Origin of the sequence: Enterobacter sp. ku-bf2 (assembly GCF_001742765.1) — a bacterium.
GTDB lineage: Bacteria > Pseudomonadota > Gammaproteobacteria > Enterobacterales > Enterobacteriaceae > Enterobacter > Enterobacter quasiroggenkampii.
The window spans coordinates 341,354-359,563 of sequence record NZ_MDVW01000012.1; the positions used below are offsets into that span (position 1 = coordinate 341,354).

General features: G+C 56.7%; 22 protein-coding genes and 2 pseudogenes. 8 read left to right on the forward strand and 16 right to left on the reverse strand.

The features are described 5' to 3' along the window. Positions 1 to 122: 122 nt before the first annotated feature. Entirely contained in the window at positions 123 to 395 is a 273-nt protein-coding gene (locus BFG58_RS14010; protein WP_008499765.1) for an oxidative damage protection protein, read from the reverse strand. Positions 396 to 420: 25 nt separating this feature from the next. Further along, positions 421 to 1,473 carry an A/G-specific adenine glycosylase gene (mutY, locus tag BFG58_RS14015; RefSeq protein ID WP_175430174.1) on the reverse strand — a complete coding sequence of 351 codons (1,053 nt, stop codon included), beginning with the start codon at positions 1,471 to 1,473 and terminating at the stop codon, positions 421 to 423. A 144-nt stretch (positions 1,474 to 1,617) separates the two neighbouring features. On the opposite strand from mutY, the gene trmB reads away from it, so the two are divergent. Genes trmB through BFG58_RS14030 form a run of 3 tightly spaced genes read left to right on the forward strand, consistent with a single transcriptional unit; the run spans position 1,618 to position 3,436 of the window. Beyond that, positions 1,618 to 2,337 carry a tRNA (guanosine(46)-N7)-methyltransferase TrmB gene (gene trmB / locus BFG58_RS14020; protein ID WP_045909936.1) on the forward strand — a complete coding sequence of 240 codons (720 nt, stop codon included), beginning with the start codon at positions 1,618 to 1,620 and terminating at the stop codon, positions 2,335 to 2,337. Further along, entirely contained in the window at positions 2,337 to 2,663 is a 327-nt protein-coding gene (locus BFG58_RS14025) for a YggL family protein (RefSeq protein ID WP_003862421.1), read from the forward strand. The genes trmB and BFG58_RS14025 overlap by 1 nt, the downstream gene beginning before the upstream one ends. Before the next feature lie 56 nt (positions 2,664 to 2,719). Beyond that, entirely contained in the window at positions 2,720 to 3,436 is a 717-nt protein-coding gene (locus BFG58_RS14030) for a DUF2884 domain-containing protein (protein ID WP_008499762.1), read from the forward strand. 85 nt (positions 3,437 to 3,521) lie between these two features. On the opposite strand, the pseudogene BFG58_RS23355 reads toward BFG58_RS14030, so the two are convergent. The 6 genes and pseudogenes from BFG58_RS23355 to BFG58_RS14055 all read right to left on the reverse strand — a co-directional run. Continuing rightward, positions 3,522 to 3,857: pseudogene (locus tag BFG58_RS23355) on the reverse strand (endonuclease domain-containing protein); the annotation flags it as partial. Positions 3,858 to 3,920: 63 nt separating this feature from the next. Further along, positions 3,921 to 5,063: a radical SAM family heme chaperone HemW gene (gene hemW, locus BFG58_RS14035; protein ID WP_069719979.1), complete on the reverse strand. Its 1,143-nt coding sequence runs from the start codon at positions 5,061 to 5,063 to the stop codon at positions 3,921 to 3,923. Further along, positions 5,056 to 5,649 carry an XTP/dITP diphosphatase gene (locus BFG58_RS14040; RefSeq protein ID WP_069719980.1) on the reverse strand — a complete coding sequence of 198 codons (594 nt, stop codon included), beginning with the start codon at positions 5,647 to 5,649 and terminating at the stop codon, positions 5,056 to 5,058. Before BFG58_RS14040 ends, hemW begins: the two co-directional genes overlap by 8 nt. 3 nt (positions 5,650 to 5,652) lie before the next feature. Further along, positions 5,653 to 5,949, reverse strand: coding sequence for a DUF167 family protein YggU (gene yggU / locus BFG58_RS14045; protein ID WP_045909934.1), 297 nt, complete (start codon positions 5,947 to 5,949; stop codon positions 5,653 to 5,655). Beyond that, positions 5,946 to 6,512, reverse strand: a complete 567-nt coding sequence (locus tag BFG58_RS14050; RefSeq protein ID WP_045909933.1) for a YggT family protein — start codon at positions 6,510 to 6,512, stop codon at positions 5,946 to 5,948. The genes yggU and BFG58_RS14050 overlap by 4 nt, the downstream gene beginning before the upstream one ends. Before the next feature lie 21 nt (positions 6,513 to 6,533). Continuing rightward, entirely contained in the window at positions 6,534 to 7,235 is a 702-nt protein-coding gene (locus BFG58_RS14055; RefSeq protein ID WP_069719981.1) for a YggS family pyridoxal phosphate-dependent enzyme, read from the reverse strand. A gap of 17 nt (positions 7,236 to 7,252) precedes the next feature. Here BFG58_RS14055 and BFG58_RS14060 point away from each other — a divergent pair, with 17 nt between their 5' ends. Further along, positions 7,253 to 8,233, forward strand: a complete 981-nt coding sequence (locus BFG58_RS14060) for a type IV pilus twitching motility protein PilT (protein ID WP_069719982.1) — start codon at positions 7,253 to 7,255, stop codon at positions 8,231 to 8,233. A 10-nt stretch (positions 8,234 to 8,243) separates the two neighbouring features. Here BFG58_RS14060 and ruvX read toward each other — a convergent pair whose 3' ends face one another. From ruvX to metK, 8 genes are all read right to left on the reverse strand, one after another. Beyond that, complete coding sequence (ruvX, locus tag BFG58_RS14065; protein WP_021242076.1) at positions 8,244 to 8,660, reverse strand: Holliday junction resolvase RuvX; 417 nt, start codon at positions 8,658 to 8,660, stop codon at positions 8,244 to 8,246. Further along, positions 8,660 to 9,220: a YqgE/AlgH family protein gene (locus tag BFG58_RS14070; RefSeq protein ID WP_008499752.1), complete on the reverse strand. Its 561-nt coding sequence runs from the start codon at positions 9,218 to 9,220 to the stop codon at positions 8,660 to 8,662. The genes ruvX and BFG58_RS14070 overlap by 1 nt, the downstream gene beginning before the upstream one ends. A gap of 87 nt (positions 9,221 to 9,307) precedes the next feature. Next, on the reverse strand, positions 9,308 to 10,255 hold the full coding sequence (gene gshB / locus BFG58_RS14075) for a glutathione synthase (protein ID WP_024906557.1): 948 nt from the start codon (positions 10,253 to 10,255) through the stop codon (positions 9,308 to 9,310). 19 nt (positions 10,256 to 10,274) lie between these two features. Continuing rightward, a complete protein-coding gene (rsmE, locus tag BFG58_RS14080; RefSeq protein ID WP_021242075.1) occupies positions 10,275 to 11,006 on the reverse strand; it encodes a 16S rRNA (uracil(1498)-N(3))-methyltransferase in 732 nt (243 codons plus the stop codon). A 52-nt stretch (positions 11,007 to 11,058) separates the two neighbouring features. After that, positions 11,059 to 11,766, reverse strand: a complete 708-nt coding sequence (gene endA / locus BFG58_RS14085) for a deoxyribonuclease I (protein ID WP_069719983.1) — start codon at positions 11,764 to 11,766, stop codon at positions 11,059 to 11,061. 94 nt (positions 11,767 to 11,860) lie between these two features. Then, positions 11,861 to 12,358, reverse strand: a complete 498-nt coding sequence (locus BFG58_RS14090) for a SprT family zinc-dependent metalloprotease (RefSeq protein WP_021242073.1) — start codon at positions 12,356 to 12,358, stop codon at positions 11,861 to 11,863. Between the two features lie 58 nt (positions 12,359 to 12,416). Continuing rightward, entirely contained in the window at positions 12,417 to 13,814 is a 1,398-nt protein-coding gene (gene galP / locus BFG58_RS14095) for a galactose/proton symporter (RefSeq protein ID WP_008499747.1), read from the reverse strand. A gap of 427 nt (positions 13,815 to 14,241) precedes the next feature. After that, positions 14,242 to 15,396 (reverse strand): methionine adenosyltransferase, encoded by a 1,155-nt coding sequence (gene metK, locus BFG58_RS14100; protein ID WP_014885184.1) that lies wholly within the window; start codon positions 15,394 to 15,396, stop codon positions 14,242 to 14,244. A 138-nt stretch (positions 15,397 to 15,534) separates the two neighbouring features. Between metK and BFG58_RS24095 the strand changes: the two genes are divergently transcribed. The 4 genes and pseudogenes from BFG58_RS24095 (at position 15,535) to speA (ending at position 18,176) form a co-directional block, all read left to right on the forward strand. Further along, positions 15,535 to 15,705 (forward strand): hypothetical protein, encoded by a 171-nt coding sequence (locus BFG58_RS24095; RefSeq protein WP_045335271.1) that lies wholly within the window; start codon positions 15,535 to 15,537, stop codon positions 15,703 to 15,705. A gap of 170 nt (positions 15,706 to 15,875) precedes the next feature. Next, a pseudogene (locus BFG58_RS24410) lies at positions 15,876 to 15,965 on the forward strand (hypothetical protein); the annotation flags it as partial. 94 nt (positions 15,966 to 16,059) lie between these two features. After that, entirely contained in the window at positions 16,060 to 16,191 is a 132-nt protein-coding gene (gene yqgB, locus BFG58_RS23360) for an acid stress response protein YqgB (RefSeq protein ID WP_127312443.1), read from the forward strand. 8 nt (positions 16,192 to 16,199) lie between these two features. Further along, positions 16,200 to 18,176, forward strand: coding sequence for a biosynthetic arginine decarboxylase (speA, locus tag BFG58_RS14110; RefSeq protein WP_008499744.1), 1,977 nt, complete (start codon positions 16,200 to 16,202; stop codon positions 18,174 to 18,176). Positions 18,177 to 18,210: the final 34 nt, after the last annotated feature.

Consider the following 18,210-nt stretch of genomic DNA (forward strand, 5'->3'; position numbering starts at 1 on the left):
TTCCGGGAGTGCGTGTTGTGTTTGCCTGGTCGTTGCTGTTGCCCGGCGGCGCTATGCTTGCACGGGCCTACGGTTTTGTAGGCCGGGTAAGCGTAGCGCCACCCGGCAACAGCCGCTCGATATTATTTTTCCGGTGGCGTATAGCCTTCGATGTGCACGTCTTTACCTTCGAACAGGAAGCTCACCATCTCCTGCTCCAGCAGCTTGCGGTGTTCCGGGTTCATCATGCTGAGTTTCTTCTCGTTGATCAGCATGGTCTGCTTTTTCTGCCACTGTCCCCAGGCTTCTTTGGAGATTTCATTGTAGATGCGTTTACCCAGCTCGCCCGGATAAAGCTGGAAATCCTGGCCTTCAGCGTCACGCTGCAGGAAAGTACAAAAAATCGTTCTGGCCATACTCATTCCTCTTTTTTGACCGATGCTAAACCATTGCACCGGCACGTAATTGCTGTAACAGGCGCTCCACGGGAGCCGCCAGCCCGACTGATGGCGGTTGCGCTAAGTTATACCAGAGAGCGGTGCCTTCATCCATGCACGAGGCGAAGGAGGACACGGGAAGCCACATCGGCACAATATCCAGATGGAAATGGCTGAAGGTGTGGCGAAACGCGGTCAGCTGCGTCAGGTTATCGGCAGCAATCCCACGCTGTTTAAGCCATTCACGCAGCAAGTCTTCATCTTCAAACTGTGGGAAGCAGTATAGACCACCCCACAGACCGCTCGGCGGACGCTGGGCCAGGAAGACCTCGTCACCGTGCTGCATCAGCAGCATGTAGCCGGTGCGCTCCGGCAGCGTCTGTTTGGGTTTCTTACCCGGATACTGCGCCCAGGAATGGTTGGCATACGCCACGCAGAGGTTACTCACCGGGCAGAGTTCGCATTTGGGCTTTGAGCGCGTGCAGACCATCGCGCCAAGATCCATCATTGCCTGGTTGAAGCGCTCGACGCCGTTGGCCGGGGTAACCGCTTCACTGATTTCCCACAGGCGTTTTTCAACGTCCTTCTTCCCCGGCCAGCCGTCAACGGCATAGCAGCGTGCCAGCACGCGCTTTACGTTGCCGTCGAGGATCGGGAAATGCTTGCCTAAAGACAGGGAGAGAATAGCGCCTGCGGTTGAGCGTCCCACGCCGGGGAGATCGGCCACCTCGTCGAAGGTTTCCGGGAATTTTCCGTTGTGGCGCGTCGCAACCTGCTGAGCGGCCTTGTGAAGGTTACGCGCGCGGGCGTAATAGCCAAGACCGGTCCACAGGTGCAGCACCTCGTCCAGCGGGGCGTTGGCCAGATCGGTCACCGTCGGGAAGCGCGCCATAAAACGCTCGAAGTAAGGGATTACCGTGGCGACCTGCGTTTGTTGCAACATCACCTCGGAGAGCCATACTTTGTAAGGCGTTTTTTCAATTTGCCAGGGCAGGGTTTTACGCCCGTATTTGTCGTACCAGTCCAGCACCTGGGCTGAAAATTGAGAGGCTTGCATGGTCATCGATTCGCATAATCAGGGACGCAGATTGCAGCACAGCGTCAATCTGCTGTAAACCGGATCTTTCCCATGCTTGCATAGAAGCCTTAACTTTGGATAATGCCCGTTTCCCGAACATTCTCACAAGCAGACAACTCTTTTATGAAAAACGACGTCATTTCACCGGAATTTGATGAAAACGGTCGCCCGCTGCGCCGTATTCGCAGCTTTGTCCGTCGTCAGGGCCGCCTGACAAAAGGTCAGCAACACGCGCTGGACAACTACTGGCCGGTGATGGGCGTTGAGTTCAGCGAGCAGCCTCTGGATTTCAGCGAGCTGTTTGGTCGCGACGCACCGATCACGCTGGAAATTGGCTTCGGTATGGGCGCCTCGCTGGTGACCATGGCGAAAGCGCGCCCGGAGCAGAACTTCCTCGGTATCGAAGTCCACTCCCCGGGCGTCGGCGCGTGTCTGGCAACGGCCCATGAAGAGGGCGTTGAGAACCTGCGCGTGATGTGTCACGACGCGGTGGAAGTGCTGCACAAAATGATTCCTGACAATTCTTTAACCATGGTTCAGCTCTTTTTCCCTGACCCGTGGCACAAAGCGCGTCATAATAAACGCCGTATCGTTCAGGCGCCGTTTGCCGAGCTGGTTAAAAGCAAGCTGAAGCTGGGCGGTGTCTTCCATATGGCGACCGACTGGGAACCGTATGCGGAACATATGCTGGAAGTGATGTCGTCGCTGGACGGTTACAAAAACCAGTCTGCGAGCAACGACTATGTACCGCGTCCGGAATCGCGTCCGGTAACGAAATTTGAACAGCGTGGCCATCGTCTTGGTCACGGTGTATGGGACTTAATGTTCGAGAGGGTGAAATAATGGCAAAGAATCGTAGCCGTCGTCTGCGTAAAAAGATGCACATCGAAGAATTCCAGGAAGTGGGCTTCTCCGTTGCGTGGCGTTTCCCGGAAGGCACCAGCGTTGAGCAGATCGATCAGGACGTGGATGCGTTCATCAACGAGGTGATCGAGCCAAACAAACTGGCCTTCGACGGTAGCGGCTATCTGGCCTGGGAAGGCCTGATCTGCACCCAGGAAGTGGGTAAATGCACCGAAGAACATCAGGCTCTGGTCCGTAAATGGCTTGAAGACCACAAGCTCGAAGATGTCCGCGTCAGCGAACTTTTCGACGTTTGGTGGGACTAATAAAGCAGTAAGGGGCCAGCATTAGCTGGCCCGTTTTGTCTGAGGGAGTGTTTAAGATGCGCAAAACGTTGCTGGCTGTTGCTTTAATGGCAACCGGATTCACCGCCCATGCGGATTATCAATGTAGCGTCACCCCGCGTGATGACGTGGTGTTAAGCCCGCAAACCGTGCAGGTCAAAGGCGAGAACGGCAATCTGGTGATTACGCCAGAAGGGAACGTCACCTATAACGGCAAGCAGTACAACCTGACTGCCGCACAGCGCGAGCAGGCGAAAGACTACCAGTCCGAATTGCGTACCGCGCTGCCGTGGATTAATGAAGGTGCCCTGACGCGCGTCGAAAAGAGCCGCGTGGCGCTGGATAAGATCATCACCAAAGAGGTGGGGGAGAGCAGCAACATGCGCACCCGCCTGACGAAGCTGGACAAGCAGCTTAAAGAACAGATGAACCGGATTATCGAGACGCGCTCCGACGGCCTGACGTTCCACTACAAGGCGATTGATCAGGTCCGTGCCGACGGGCAGCAGCTGGTGAACCAGGCGATGGGCGGCATCCTGCAGGACAGCATCAACGAGATGGGTGCCAAAGCGGTGCTGAAAGGCGGCGGTAACCCGCTGCAGGGCGTGCTGGGCAGTCTGGGCGGCCTGCAAACCTCCATTCAGAACGAGTGGAAAAACCAGGAAGATGATTTCCAGCAGTTCGGCAAAGACGTGTGTAAACGCGTGGTGTCGCTGGAAGACAGCCGGAAGGCGCTGGTGGGGACGCTGAAGTAAGGTCTCTGCGCACTGGGCCCCTCACCCCAGCCCTCTCCCCATGGGAGAGGGTGTAATCGTTCCCTCTCCCTGTGGGAGAGGGGTAGGGTGAGGGCATCAGGCATTGCAGTCGTTGCAGAATAGCCATCAACACCACCTCCTCATTAGCTCTGAATTCATTATTCCAGAACCGTACGACTTCCCATCCGTTCGCATTCATAAACTCGGTTCGACGTGAGTCATACTTATCTTTGTTCTGATGCTGACCACCGTCCAGCTCGATAATCAGCTTCGCCTTAAAGCAGGCAAAATCGACGATATACGGCCCAATCGGCATCTGACGGCGAAACTTATACCCAAAGAAACGACGACCTCTGAGCAAATACCAGAGGTGCAATTCTTCGGGCGTCATTTGTTTGCGGAGTTGTTTTGATTTTTCCATCCCCACACTCTGCCAGCCTTTCCCTCAGCCGGCAGAGCGGGATGCAAAATCCTGAATCAGCCTTCAGGAATCTTCGGCGAGGAACAGCTCAAGAAGGGAATTGAGGAACAGTTTGCCGTGCTCGGTGATCTGCCAGTAATCATCACATTCCGTGAGATATCCCTGGGCCAGCGCCTCGTCGATCTGCGGGCGAATCACCGATTCCGGCAGCCCGGTATAACGCGCAAACTCCGCGCGCGGCGCGGCTTCCAGCAGGCGGAAGCGGTTCATAAAGAACTCAAACGGTTTATCCGCCGCCTCGACGTCGTGCTGACGCTCCAGGTAGCGGCCTTCCATATACCCGCGCGGGTGACGGGTTTTGGCGGTGCGCAGAATGCGCCCGTCCGGAAAAGTCACCTTACCGTGCGCGCCGCAGCCAATCCCGAGATAGTCGCCAAAACGCCAGTAGTTCAGGTTGTGCTGACACTGGTAGCCCGGCTTCGCATACGCCGACGTTTCGTACTGCTGATAGCCCGCAGCGGTTAAAAGCCTGTGACCCTGCTCGAAGATATCCCACAGCGCGTCGTCATCCGGCAGCACCGGCGGGCGCGAGCCAAACAGGGTGTTGGGCTCGATGGTGAGCTGGTACCACGACAGGTGCGGCGGGTTCAGCGCAATGGCCTGGCGCAAATCGTCCAGCGCCTCTTCCAGAGACTGATCCGGCAGGCCGTGCATCAAATCGAGGTTAAAGCTGCGAAGATTAAGACCGGTCGCCAGGTTTGCCGCGCGCTTCGCCTCTTCCGGGCCGTGAATACGCCCCAGGCGCTTCAGTTTCGGCTCGCTAAAGCTCTGCACGCCGATGGAGATGCGGTTCACGCCCGCGCGCTGATAGTCGACAAAACGGTCGGCCTCAACGGTGCCGGGGTTGGCTTCCATCGTAATTTCAGCATTCGCTGCCAGGTTCAGGCGCGCACGCACGCCGTCCAGCAGCGTTTGCATCGCCGGGCCTGACAGCAAGCTCGGCGTACCGCCACCAATGAAAATGGTCTTAACTTCACGTCCCTGTGCGTAAGGTACATCGGCGTCCAGGTCGGCCAGCAGATGCGCAACGTAGTCATCGTGCGGCACTTCGCCCTTCAGCGCGTGCGAGTTGAAATCGCAGTACGGGCATTTCTGCACGCACCACGGGATGTGAATATAAAGACTCAGAGGTGGCAAATTAGCCATTACGCAGTGCTTCCAGTAACAGTTTCAGCGCGCGTCCACGGTGGGAAATCGCGCTTTTCTCTTCGCGGGTCAGTTCCGCAGCGGTTTTGCCCTCGGAAGGGACAAAGAAAATCGGGTCATAACCAAAGCCGCCGTTGCCAGCCGCTTCACGGGTAATCACGCCCGGCCAACTGCCGTGGCAGACGATCGGCGTCGGGTCCTCCGCGTGACGCAGATAGACCAGCACGCAGTGGAACTGCGCGGTGCGCTGCTCGTCCGGGACGTCTTTCAGGGCGACAAGCAGCTTTTCCAGATTCTGCTGGTCGGTAGCGTCAACGCCGGAATAGCGCGCGGAGTAGATCCCCGGCGCGCCGCCAAGGGCGTCTACGGCCAGGCCGGAGTCGTCGGCAATCGCGGGCAGGCCCGTAATCTGCGTGGCATGGCGGGCTTTGAGGATCGCGTTTTCGATAAACGTCAGCCCCGTCTCTTCGGCGGAATCCACGCCAAGATCGGTCTGGGCGACCACGTCCAGACCAAAATCATTTAATAGCGAGGCCAGCTCGCGCACTTTACCGGCGTTGCCGGTCGCGAGAACAACTTTCTGCATGGTTTAGTCCTGTTCTGTCAGAGCCGCGACTTCCGTCGGGATAGATTGCGGATTAAGGATTTTTACCTGTTTATGTCGCCCCAGTTCGCCTTTTTCAATGATGACCTGGCTTTTGGCGACGCGAAACTGTTTTGCCAGATATTTGGTCAGATGCGCGTTCGCCTGGCCGTCAACCGGCGGGGCGGTGATGGCGACTTTTAACTCGTCGCCATGCAGTCCAACAATATTGTCACGGCTGGCTTTCGGCTGAATATACAGCCGTAAAACCAGCCCGTCAGCGCAGGTGCTTACTGCACTCATAGCGCCATCCACAGCCCCGGCAGCAGCATATCGCCCGTGGACTGCAGCAGTTCAGCGATCCCCATGTTGATCACATAGAGCAGCAGAACCAGGATCATCGGCGAAAAATCGATGCCGCCCATAGACGGAAGCAGGTTACGGATCGGACGCAGCAGCGGCTCGGCCAGCTGAATCAAGGCATACTCTACCGGGCTACGGCCCTGGCTGACCCAGCTCATGATCGCCATGACCAGCAGCACCCAGAAAATCAGCAGGCCGATGGTTTTGATCAGAATCAGAACGGCGGCAATCCAGATAATCGGCTGGAAGGTGATGACCATAAACAGCACGATCGCTTTGATAACGCTCAGAATAAACGCCACCAGCAGAGACGAGCTGTCGATGGGACCCATAGCCGGGATAATACGGCGCAGCGGTCCGACAACAGGTTGCGTGATTTTCACGACAAACTGCGAGAACGGATTGTAAAAATCACAGCGGGCCCACTGCATCCAGACGCGCAGCAAAAGCGCCATCGTGTACAGCTCAATGACCGTTGAGAGCAGGAAAGTCAACGTCTTCATGGCGTTCCTCAGGTTTCCTTATTATTTTGAGTAGTCGCGCGCACCGAAAATTGCCGTGCCGATGCGCACCATCGTGCTGCCTGCCGCAATAGCGGCTTCCATATCATCCGACATGCCCAGAGAAAGCGTGTCTACCTTGTGATAGCGCGCTTTAAGCGCCTCAAATGCTACAGCCATTTGCTGTGCCACGGCAAACTGCCTTTCATAACTTGACTCAGGCGCCGGGATTGCCATCAAACCGCGCAGGGTTAAGCGCGGCAGTTCGGCCACTTCGGCTGCCAGCGCATCCAGCTCGCTCAGCGCAATGCCGGACTTGCTGTTTTCGTCACTGATGTTGACCTGAATCAGCACGTTAAGCGCTGGCATCTCTGCCGGACGCTGGTCGTTCAGACGCGCCGCAATACGCAGGCGGTCAATGGTGTGACACCAGTCGAAGTGCTCTGCCACCAGACGGCTTTTGTTCGACTGCAGTGGGCCAATAAAGTGCCACTGCAGATCCGTCTTCCCCTGTTCCTGGAAGTAGCGAATTTTATCCACGCCTTCCTGCACGTAGTTTTCACCGAATGCCCGCTGGCCTGCGTCAATGGCTTCTGCGATGGCGCTCGCAGGCTTGGTTTTGCTGACTGCAAGCAGCGTAATTTCTTCTGAAGCCCGGCCGCAACGCGCTGCGGCGGCTGAGATTTTGTCCCGGACCTGTGCCAGGTTATGCGCAATGTCGTTCATTTTCCGAGGAGTAGTCTATGGATGTGGAAGAAATTGTGGCCCTTAGTGTAAAGCATAACGTCTCCGATCTACACCTGTGCAGTGATTCGCCACCCCGCTGGCGCAGAATAGGCCGCCTTGAACCGGCACCGTTTCCTCCTCCCGACGTCGGGGCGTTGTTAAAAGCGTGGCTCAACGATGAGCAGCAGGGGATATGGTGGGCCAGCGGGCAGGTGGATTTTGCCGCGACGGTGGCGGGAGGTCAGCGCCTGCGCGGCAGTGCCTTTAAGCAGATGCGCGGTGTCTCTGTAACGCTGCGGCTGTTGCCGCGTACCTGTCCGCAGCTCGCTTCACTGGGTGCGCCGAGGGCCATCCCGGAACTGTTAACCAATGCGTCCGGGTTGATTCTGGTGACGGGGGCGACCGGCAGCGGTAAATCTACGACGCTGGCGGCGATGGTTGATTTTCTCAACCACCATACTGACGGCCATATCCTCACGCTCGAAGATCCGGTGGAATTTATCTACCATAGCGAGCGTTGCCTGATCCAGCAGCGGGAGATCGGTCAGCACAGCCCGTCATTTGCCGACGCGCTGCGCAGCGCCTTACGCCAGGATCCTGACGTGATTCTGCTCGGGGAGCTGCGCGACAGCGAAACGATCCGCCTGGCGCTGACGGCAGCAGAGACCGGGCATCTGGTGCTGGCGACCCTGCATACGCGCGGGGCATCGCAGGCGATCGAGCGGCTGGTCGATACGTTCCCGGCGCAGGAGAAAGATCCGGTGCGTAACCAGCTGGCCGGCAGCCTGCGTGCGGTGCTGGCGCAGAAACTGCTTCCCGATCTTCAGGGCGGGCGCGTCGCGCTGTATGAGCTGCTGGTGAATACCGCGGCGGCGGCGAATCTCATTCGTGAAGGAAAAACGTGGCAGCTGCCCGGCATCATTCAAACCGGTCAGCAGGCAGGCATGCAGAACTTTGACCAGAGTCTGGCGGAGAGACGGGCGCAGGGGCGGCTGTAGGCCCCTGTGCTTAAAAGCCCTGCTCGAAATAGCTTTCGAGGATGATGACGGCAGAAGCGGAGTCGACGCTGCCTTTGTTCAGCGCCCGGAAGCCGCCGTGCTCAAACAGACCCGCGCGCGCTTCGACGGTGCTCAGACGCTCGTCGTGCAGCTTCACGGAGACGCCAAAGCGGCCATGGATTTTATTGGCGAACTTACGCGCCCGGGCGGTCAGCGGCTGTTCGGTACCGTCCATGTTCAGCGGCAGCCCAACAATCACGTCATCCGGCTGCCACTCCTTGAGCAGGCGCTCAATGAGGTTCCAGTCCGGCGTACCGTCGTTGGCCTTCAGGGCCGTAAGCGGGCGCGCGGTACCGGTGATGCGCTGCCCCACGGCGACGCCGATGCTTTTGGTACCAAAATCGAAGGCCAGAAGCGTTCCGCTCATCAGGCGTGCCCCGCTACGCCAGGCATGGTCAGAATATCAATACCAATCAGTTTCGCCGCGTCGCGCCAGCGATCGGCTATCGGCGTTTTAAACAGGATATTCATGTCCGCAGGCGCGGTGAGCCAGGCGTTATCGAGGATCTCCTGCTCAAGCTGGCCTTTCTCCCACGAGGAATAGCCCAGCGCCACCAGCACTTCAGAAGGCTGCTCTGCGGTGCCCAGCGTTTCGAGCACGTCACGCGAGGTCGTGATAACGGTGTTGTCGGAGATGCGAATGCTGGAAGAGAATACTGGCGGCGTATGCAGGATAAAACCGCGATCTTCTGCAAGAGGTCCACCCAGCATCACGGGCTTATCAAGCCGGATTTCCGGCAGTCGCGCTTCAGCCGGGATTTTCAGCTTGTCCAGAATCCCTTCAACCTGAAGATTTTCCAGCGGTTTATTAATGATAATGCCCATCGCACCGTCTTCATTGTATTCACAAATATAAACCACGGCGCGGCGAAAAATCGGGTCCTGGAGAGCAGGCATGGCAATAAGAAAGTGATGCTGTAAATTCATTGTCAGAGGTACTGTTTCCTGGTTTAAAAAGCGACAGCGCCCAGTATGGGGACAAACTCAGGCGCTGTCACTAATAGTATTGTTAGGTTATTTTTGTAAACGTTTTTCGATAGCGTCCATCAGCATGCCGGTGATTGAGACAGGGAATTCCGCCTCAATTTCACGAATGCAGGTCGGGCTGGTGACGTTCACTTCGGTCAGACGATCGCCGATGATATCCAGTCCGACGAAGATCAGGCCTTTGGCTTTCAGCGTAGGGCCAACGCGGCGGGCAATTTCCCAGTCGCTTTCGGTCAACGGTCGCGGCTCACCACGGCCACCGGCCGCCAGGTTACCACGGGTTTCGCCACCCTGCGGGATACGCGCCAGGCAGTAAGGGACCGGTTCGCCATCCACCACCAGAACGCGTTTGTCGCCGTCTTTGATCGCCGGAATATAGTTCTGCGCCATGCAGTAACGCGTGCCCAGTTCGGTCAGCGTTTCGGCAATCACGCCAATGTTCGGATCGCTTTCCTTCACGCGGAAAATCGACGCGCCGCCCATGCCGTCCAGCGGCTTCATAATGATATCGCCGTGCTTCTGCCAGAATTCCTTCAGCTGCGCTTTGCTGCGGGTCACCAGAGTTTCAGGCGTCAGGTCAGAGAACCAGGCGGTGTAGAGCTTCTCGTTACAGTCGCGCAGGCTCTGCGGCTTGTTGACGATTAGCGTTCCCTTCTCTTCGGCACGTTCGAGAATATAGGTGCAGTAGATGTACTCGGTGTCGAACGGCGGATCTTTACGCATCAGAATGACGTTGAGATCGGCCAGCGCAATGTCCTGCTCGGTGCCGAACTCATACCATTTGTCGTAGTTCTGCTCGACGTTAACGATACGTGTGCGGGCGCGGGCTTCACCGTTGATCAGGTAAAGATCGTTCATCTCCATATAGTGGAGTTCATAGCCGCGACGCTGCGCTTCCAGCAGCATAGCGAAGCTGGAATCTTTCTTGATGTTGATGTTTGCGATGGGGTCCATCACGATGCCGAGCTTGATCATCTTTCTCTCCAATAATGCGTCAACCCAGATCGCCAAACCGTACCTGTAGCGCGGTAATGGCCGTGAGTGCCGTTGTCTCAGTGCGCAGAACGCGTGGTCCCAACAGAATATCAGTAAACTGGTAACGTGCCGTCATCGCAATTTCGTCCGCCGACAGGCCGCCTTCGGGGCCAATCAGCAGGCGAACGCGCTCAACGGGCAGCGGCAGCGTATTGATGCTGGCGCTGGCGCGCGGATGAAGATTGAGCTTCAGCCCACTGTCCTCTTCAGCACACCACTCCTCCAGATCCATCGCCGGGCGGATCTCCGGAATCCGGTTGCGGCCACTCTGTTCGCAAGCCGCGATGGCAATTTTTTGCCACTGCTGGATCTTTTTGTTCAGACGTTCCGCATCCAGTTTAACGCCACAGCGCTCAGAAAAAAGTGGCGTAATGAGGCTTACACCCAGTTCAATGGATTTCTGGATCGTGAACTCCATTTTCTCGCCGCGCGACATCACCTGGCCCAGATGGATGTGCAGCGGTGATTCCCGGTCATCCACTTCACCGCGCAGGACGTTCACGTGTACGCTTTTTTTATCTGCCCGCGTAATTTCGGCGTCGAAAACCTGGTTAGAGCCGTCGAACAATTGTATTGCCTGACCGGCGCCCATGCGCAGCACGCGGCCAACGTGGTTGGCGGCGTCATCAGACAGGGCGATTTCGCGGCCTGCGGTAATCAGTTCAGGATGGTAAATGCGGGGAATGCGCATAGTCAGAAATTCCGTGTCTCATACGATGTAAGCGAATTGCCGCTAGTGTAGGTTAGCTCTTTTGCGCCTGGCAAGCCTGCTGGACGTAAGGGTTGTGATTCCCCTGGACTCTGGCGATACGTTCGTCGCGCTGGCATTCCCACTCCGTCACCGGGTACTGCTTGTCCCAGGCGTTGAACAGTTGCGTCTGCTGGCGGGACAGGTTGAGATCGTAACGGTCGCGCATATAGAAATAGGTGCGGGCAATGCTGCCGCGCGCGCGGGCAGGGGGCTCGGCGACTTTCTCTTTAAAATCAATCTTCATATCGCACTGGCCATACTGGCCTTCGCCACCGTTCCACTGGCTGTACATGAAGTTACCCCGGTCGCCGTTCACTTCACCCACGGCTGGCTGCAGGTTATGCATATCGCTTTCCATCTGGCGGTAAACCGGGTCTTTGGCACAGTTTTTACGTCCGCCATCCTGCCAGCACTGGCGCTGGTGGCCAAACTGCCATGCCGGAACGACATGTTCCCATTCAATACGGCTGGCGCGGTTTTCGTTTTTACGCACCTTGTAGCCGCAGGATTCAAGGTCAACGACCCCTTTTTTACCCTGCCAGTTAATTTTACAGCCGCAGTAGAAATCGCCCGGCACGTCGGCGTTGACCTTAACGCCGGCCGCTTTGGCCTGAGAGAAACTGGTGATACCGTCGGCCAGGGCGTGGCCTGAGAGCGCTGTCGTCAAAAAGGCGACCGCAAGAGAAAAATTACGGGACATCTTACACTCCGTGTCAAAACGAGCCCGCAACGTAACGAATGTTGTTCCTGTATGCAATCAGTCAGATCAGGAAAGTTCCTGAAAGTTCAGATAATTATTCCGCCACCAGCGGCTCGCCACATTTGACGCAGCGGTAGGTCGCCTCGCCGCGCACCACGCGATTATGGCGGCGGACGGTAAGCTGGTGCTGCTGGCACTGACAGCGGTAGGGGAAGGTATTGCGGCGTACCGATTCCAGCTCGAACTGATGCGTGCGGCGGGCCGGAACGCCGAGCACCGCCTCCATCATCCACTTCCACTCTTTTCCATGCGGCGCGACGCGGCCAAAGTGTTTCCACACCAGCAGATGCGCCAGCTCGTGCGGCACCACTTCATCGATAAACGCCTGCTGGTTTTCCATCATCAGCACCGGGTTAAGGCGGATCTCATACGACTCAAGCCAGGCGGTACCGGCCGAGGTGCCACGCTGCTGGTAGACGAGTTTGGGTTCAGGGTAGTTGCGACCGAGCTTCAGGTTCGCCTGGGCGAGTTTTTCCCGCAGGCTGCGCATAACGGCCTGCTGAATGGCGATGGGGAGACGGGGTGCTTTCATAGGGGCAGAGCATAAAGCGCGAAGCGGGGAGGCGCAAGAGGCGCCTCCCGCAAGAGGATCAGTCGTGGGCGCCGATTTCGCGCAGAGGACGACCTTTCATCAGGTTACGTTCAATATGTTCCAGAGACACATGTTTGGTTTCTGGAACCAGCCAGATGGTCAGCACAATAAAGAAGATGTTCAGACCGGCGTAGACCCAGAAGGTGTTCGCATTGCCCAGGGTATTGAGCATGGTCAGGAACGTTGCGCCGACGATCATGTTCGCAATCCAGTTGGTTGCGGTAGAGCAGGTGATACCAAAATCACGCCCTTTCAGCGGCTGGATCTCAGAGCACAGCACCCAGATCAGCGGACCGGCGCTCATCGCAAACCCGACGATAAACATCAGCAGCATGCCTACCGCAAAGTACTGGGCTGTTGGGGAGTGAATGCCCACATGCATCATGGTACCGAGGACGCCCATACCGGCCGCCATCACCAGGAAGCCCAGCGTCAGGGTTGGCTTACGTCCCCAGCGGTCCACCAGACCGATGGCGATAAAGGTCGCCAGCACGTTGGTCAGACCCACGATGACGGTCCCCCACATCTGCTCGGTGGTGTTGGTATAACCCGCCAGCTCAAAGATTTTGGGCGCGTAGTACATGATGACGTTCATCCCCGTGAACTGCTGCATCACCTGCAGCAGCACGCCGAGGAAAACGGCGCGACGGAAGTTGCTGTTCTCTTTAAACAGCGCCCAGCCGGACTGTTTGACCTTCAGGCTTTCGCGGATCTCTTCCAGCTCGTTTTTCGCTTCTGCGCTGGTATCGCGCAGGCGCATCAGCACGCGTTCGGCATCGTGGAAGCGACGTTTTGCAGCAAACCAGCGCGGGCTGTCCGGCAGGAAGAAAACGCCAATCAGCAGCAGAACTGCAGGGATGATGATCACGCCGAGCATCCAGCGCCATGCGCCGCTGTAGCTAAACGCCGTATCGGAAAGGTACGCGCCCAGGATACCGATGGTGATCATCAGCTGGTACATCGAAATCATACTGCCGCGGATTTTCTCCGGCGCGATTTCAGACAGGTAAAGCGGGGCGGTATAGGACGCCACGCCCACGGCCAGACCGAGCAGCACGCGGGAAACCAGCAGGACCTCAACGTTAGGCGCTGCGGCAGAGAAGAGTGAGCCGGCAACGAACAGGATCGCGCCGATCATCAGGCTCTTTTTACGTCCGAGCTTGAAGGAGAGCCAGCCGCTGCCGACGGCCCCGACGGCAGCGCCAAACATCATGGAGCTCACCACCCACTCCTGGGTGTGAGCGCTGATCTGGAACTCGTCAGTGATGAAAGGTAATGCACCGGCAATCACGCCGATATCCAGGCCAAAAAGTAATCCTGCCAGGGCGGCGAGGAAACAGACGAAGAATGTCATCGCCTTGTTGGACGTACGCCCCTGTTTTTTATTGTCAGGCATTATGCCCTCCAGTTGGGTTATCAGTTTTATTGATGTTAAGGGTAGGTGAGCGACCCGTAAAAATATGTGAGATTAATCACATTGGTGTAATCGGTTACACTCGTGTGTAACCGTAAATAAAATTAAGGCTTTGAAAATATAGAGGTAAATGAGGTGATGCGCATCGCGAAAGGACACATTTCAGACTTAACTGAAAGGGAATGTAACAGCAGAAGAAAGGCGATCACGCAAAGAGAATATTCTGAAAGCGGAAGACATCCGCTGCGGTGTAATCGGTTCCAAACGGTGCGCCTTTCAGCCGGGTGGCGGCTGCGCCTTACCCGGCCTACAAAAACTCCGTACCCCGTAGGTCGGGTAAGGCGTAGCCGCCACCCGACAAAAAAAAGGCCAGCCCGAAGGCTGGCCTTTTAAAAGCGATGTCAGTCGATTACTTCAGACCGGCAGCTTCACGCAGCAGAGCGGCTTTGTCGGTTTTTTCCCATGGGAAATGTTCGCGACCAAAGTGACCGTATGCAGCGGTTTCTTTGTAGATTGGGTGCAACAGATCCAGCATCTGAATCAGGCCGTATGGACGCAGGTCGAAGAACTCGCGCACCAGCAGGGTCAGCTGTTCTGAAGGCACTTTCTCAGTACCGAAGGTTTCAACCATGATGGAGGTGGGTTCAGCCACGCCGATAGCATAGGAAACCTGAATCTCACAGCGGTCAGCCAGGCCGGCAGCCACGATGTTTTTCGCCACATAACGTGCCGCGTACGCTGCAGAACGGTCCACTTTTGATGGATCTTTACCGGAGAATGCACCGCCACCGTGACGCGCCATGCCGCCGTAGGTATCAACGATAATTTTACGACCGGTCAGGCCGCAGTCACCCATTGGGCCACCGATAACAAAGCGTCCGGTTGGGTTGATGAAGAATTTGGTGGCGCTGCTCAGCCATTCGGTTGGCAGAACCGGCTTGATGATCTCTTCCATCACTGCTTCCTGCAGGGATTTCTGATCGATCTCTTCGGAATGCTGGGTGGACAGAACGACCGCATCAATACCGACAATTTTACCGTCGTCGTACTGGAAGGTGACCTGGCTTTTTGCATCCGGACGCAGCCACGGCAGGGTGCCGTTCTTACGCACTTCAGCCTGACGCTGCACCAGACGGTGTGCGTAGGTGACCGGCGCTGGCATCAGCACGTCGGTTTCGTTGGTTGCATAGCCGAACATCAGGCCCTGGTCGCCCGCGCCCTGTTCCAGCGGATCGGCACGGTCAACGCCCTGGTTGATGTCTGGAGACTGTTTGCCAATCGCGCTCAGTACCGCGCAGGAGTTGGCATCAAAGCCCATATCAGAATGCACATAACCGATCTCACGCACCGTGTTACGGGTGATCTCTTCGATATCAACCCATGCGCTGGTGGTGATCTCACCGCCAACCAGAACCATGCCGGTTTTGACATAGGTTTCACACGCGACGCGCGCTTTTGGATCCTGCGCGAGGATCGCATCCAGCACCGCATCGGAAATTTGGTCAGCAATTTTATCAGGATGTCCTTCTGATACGGACTCGGACGTAAACAGGTGTTTTGCCATGTTTTATTTCACCTAAGAGGAATTTGGTTAGCTCAAGCTGCTGTGTGGAATAGCCAAAGGAGATAATTCTACCAAGGCCTGCAGGTTTTTGACACTGGCAGTATGAGTGTTAATCAGTATAGATGGATTAACATCTGGATGGCTATTTTAGGTCACTTCTTCACCCGATTTCCAGTTTTTTTTGACTCATCTCTCACTCAGTTGAAATTGCTGCTGGCAAAAATTCCTGACGGTGCTGGCAACACGCGCATTTTTGTTTTGCTTTTTAGCCCCCTTCTCGGTATAAAACGCGGCGCGCGGCTCATATAAAATAAGCGCTCGATGAACTCATCGTGTCGCCACTTCCAGCCGGGTAAAGCAGTGAACTTTTAGCTTTGGCTTGGGGTCCGTTTCAGCAGAGGCGGCCGTGGAGGTGATACGAGATAATGAACCATCGTTTTCCGCTAATTCAGCGCAGCCGTTCTGGCGCGCATTTGATTCCCGCAACCCGCATTTCTAGTCTGCAAACCTGCCGATGTTATACCCATCTCGGCGCTTCTCAGGATTCCAGGGCCGGTCACGCTTTGTGAAAACTGAACAAGGGCGCTCTTGTTAATACAAGAGTTTTCTCGTGGTTTCGCCGAACCTTGTCATACAGAGTTCGGATACGTGTTTTACAATGATATGAATAAGAAACCGGTCGCACGGTCTGGATTTCAGCATACTCTGCTGGGAAACGGAGCCGTTTATGGGTTGTTATCGCCGTATAACGCTGCGATAGTAGTCAACTGTTTTACACTTAATACAAAGAGTTGAGGTTCGCTATGTCTGACGACATGTCTTCTTTTTCGCCTTCGTCAGCGGGCGAACAGGGTGTACTACGTTCTATGCAGGAGGTTGCGATGAGCTCCGAGGAAGCCAGCAAGATGCTGCGCACTTACAATATTGCCTGGTGGGGCAATAACTACTACGACGTCAACGAACTGGGCCACATCAGCGTTTGCCCGGATCCGGACGTCCCTGAAGCGCGCGTGGATCTCGCCAAACTGGTGAAAGCCCGTGAAGCTCAGGGCCAGCGTTTGCCTGCACTGTTCTGCTTCCCGCAGATCCTGCAACATCGCCTGCGTTCGATTAACGCCGCGTTCAAGCGCGCGCGTGAATCCTACGGCTATAAAGGCGACTACTTCCTGGTTTACCCCATCAAGGTAAACCAGCACCGCCGCGTGATCGAATCTCTGATCCACTCCGGCGAGCCGCTGGGTCTGGAAGCCGGCTCCAAAGCGGAGCTGATGGCGGTTCTGGCCCATGCGGGCATGACCCGTTCAGTGATCGTCTGTAACGGCTATAAAGACCGTGAATACATTCGTCTGGCGCTGATTGGCGAGAAGATGGGCCACAAGGTCTATCTGGTTATCGAGAAGATGACCGAAATTGCCATCGTGCTGGAAGAGGCCGAGCGTCTGAACGTCGTGCCGCGCCTTGGCGTGCGTGCGCGTCTGGCGTCACAGGGTTCCGGAAAATGGCAGTCCTCCGGCGGCGAAAAATCCAAGTTCGGCCTGGCGGCGAACCAGGTGCTGCAGCTGGTGGAGATCCTGCGTGAGCGCGGGCGTCTGGACAGCATTCAGTTGCTGCACTTCCACCTCGGCTCGCAGATGGCCAACATTCGCGACATCGCGACCGGCGTGCGTGAGTCAGCGCGTTTCTACGTTGAGCTGCACAAGCTTGGCGTGAATATTCAGTGCTTCGACGTGGGCGGCGGCCTGGGCGTGGACTACGAAGGGACCCGCTCGCAGTCTGACTGCTCCGTGAACTACGGCCTGAACGAATACGCGAATAACATTATCTGGGCGATCGGCGATGCCTGTGAAGAGAACGGCCTGCCGCACCCGACGGTGATCACCGAATCCGGTCGCGCGGTCACCGCGCACCATACGGTGCTGGTCTCAAACATCATCGGCGTTGAGCGCAGCGAAACCACCGAAGCGACGCCGCCGGCAGACGATGCGCCGCGTTCCCTGCAGAGCATGTGGGAAACCTGGCAGGAGATGCACGAGCCGGGCACGCGTCGTTCCCTGCGCGAATGGCTGCACGACAGCCAGATGGACCTGCACGACATCCACGTCGGCTACTCTTCAGGCACCTTCAGCCTGCAGGAGCGCGCGTGGGCGGAGCAGCTCTATCTGAACATGTGCCATGAAGTTCAGAAACAGCTCGACCCGAGCAACCGTGCGCACCGTCCGATTATCGACGAGCTGCAGGAGCGAATGGCGGATAAGATCTACGTCAACTTCTCGCTGTTCCAGTCGATGCCGGATGCCTGGGGTATCGATCAGCTGTTCCCGGTTCTGCCGCTGGAAGGGCTGAACCACGCCCCGGAACGCCGCGCGGTGCTGCTGGACATCACCTGTGACTCTGACGGCGCAATCGACCACTACGTTGATGGCGACGGTATCGCAACGACGATGCCAATGCCGGAGTACGACCCGGAGAACCCGCCGATGCTGGGCTTCTTTATGGTCGGCGCGTATCAGGAGATCCTCGGCAACATGCACAACCTGTTCGGTGATACCGAGGCGGTTGACGTGTTTGTCTTCCCTGACGGCAGCGTGGAAGTTGAGCTGTCTGACGAAGGGGATACCGTGGCGGACATGCTGGAATACGTTCAGCTCGATCCGAAAACCCTGCTGACGCAGTTCCGCGATCAGGTGAAAAACACCGGGCTGGATGATGCGCTGCAGCAGCAGTTCCTGGAAGAGTTTGAAGCGGGTCTGTACGGTTATACGTACCTGGAAGACGAATAACGCACGAATGGGGCGTTAAAAAAAGGGTCTGACG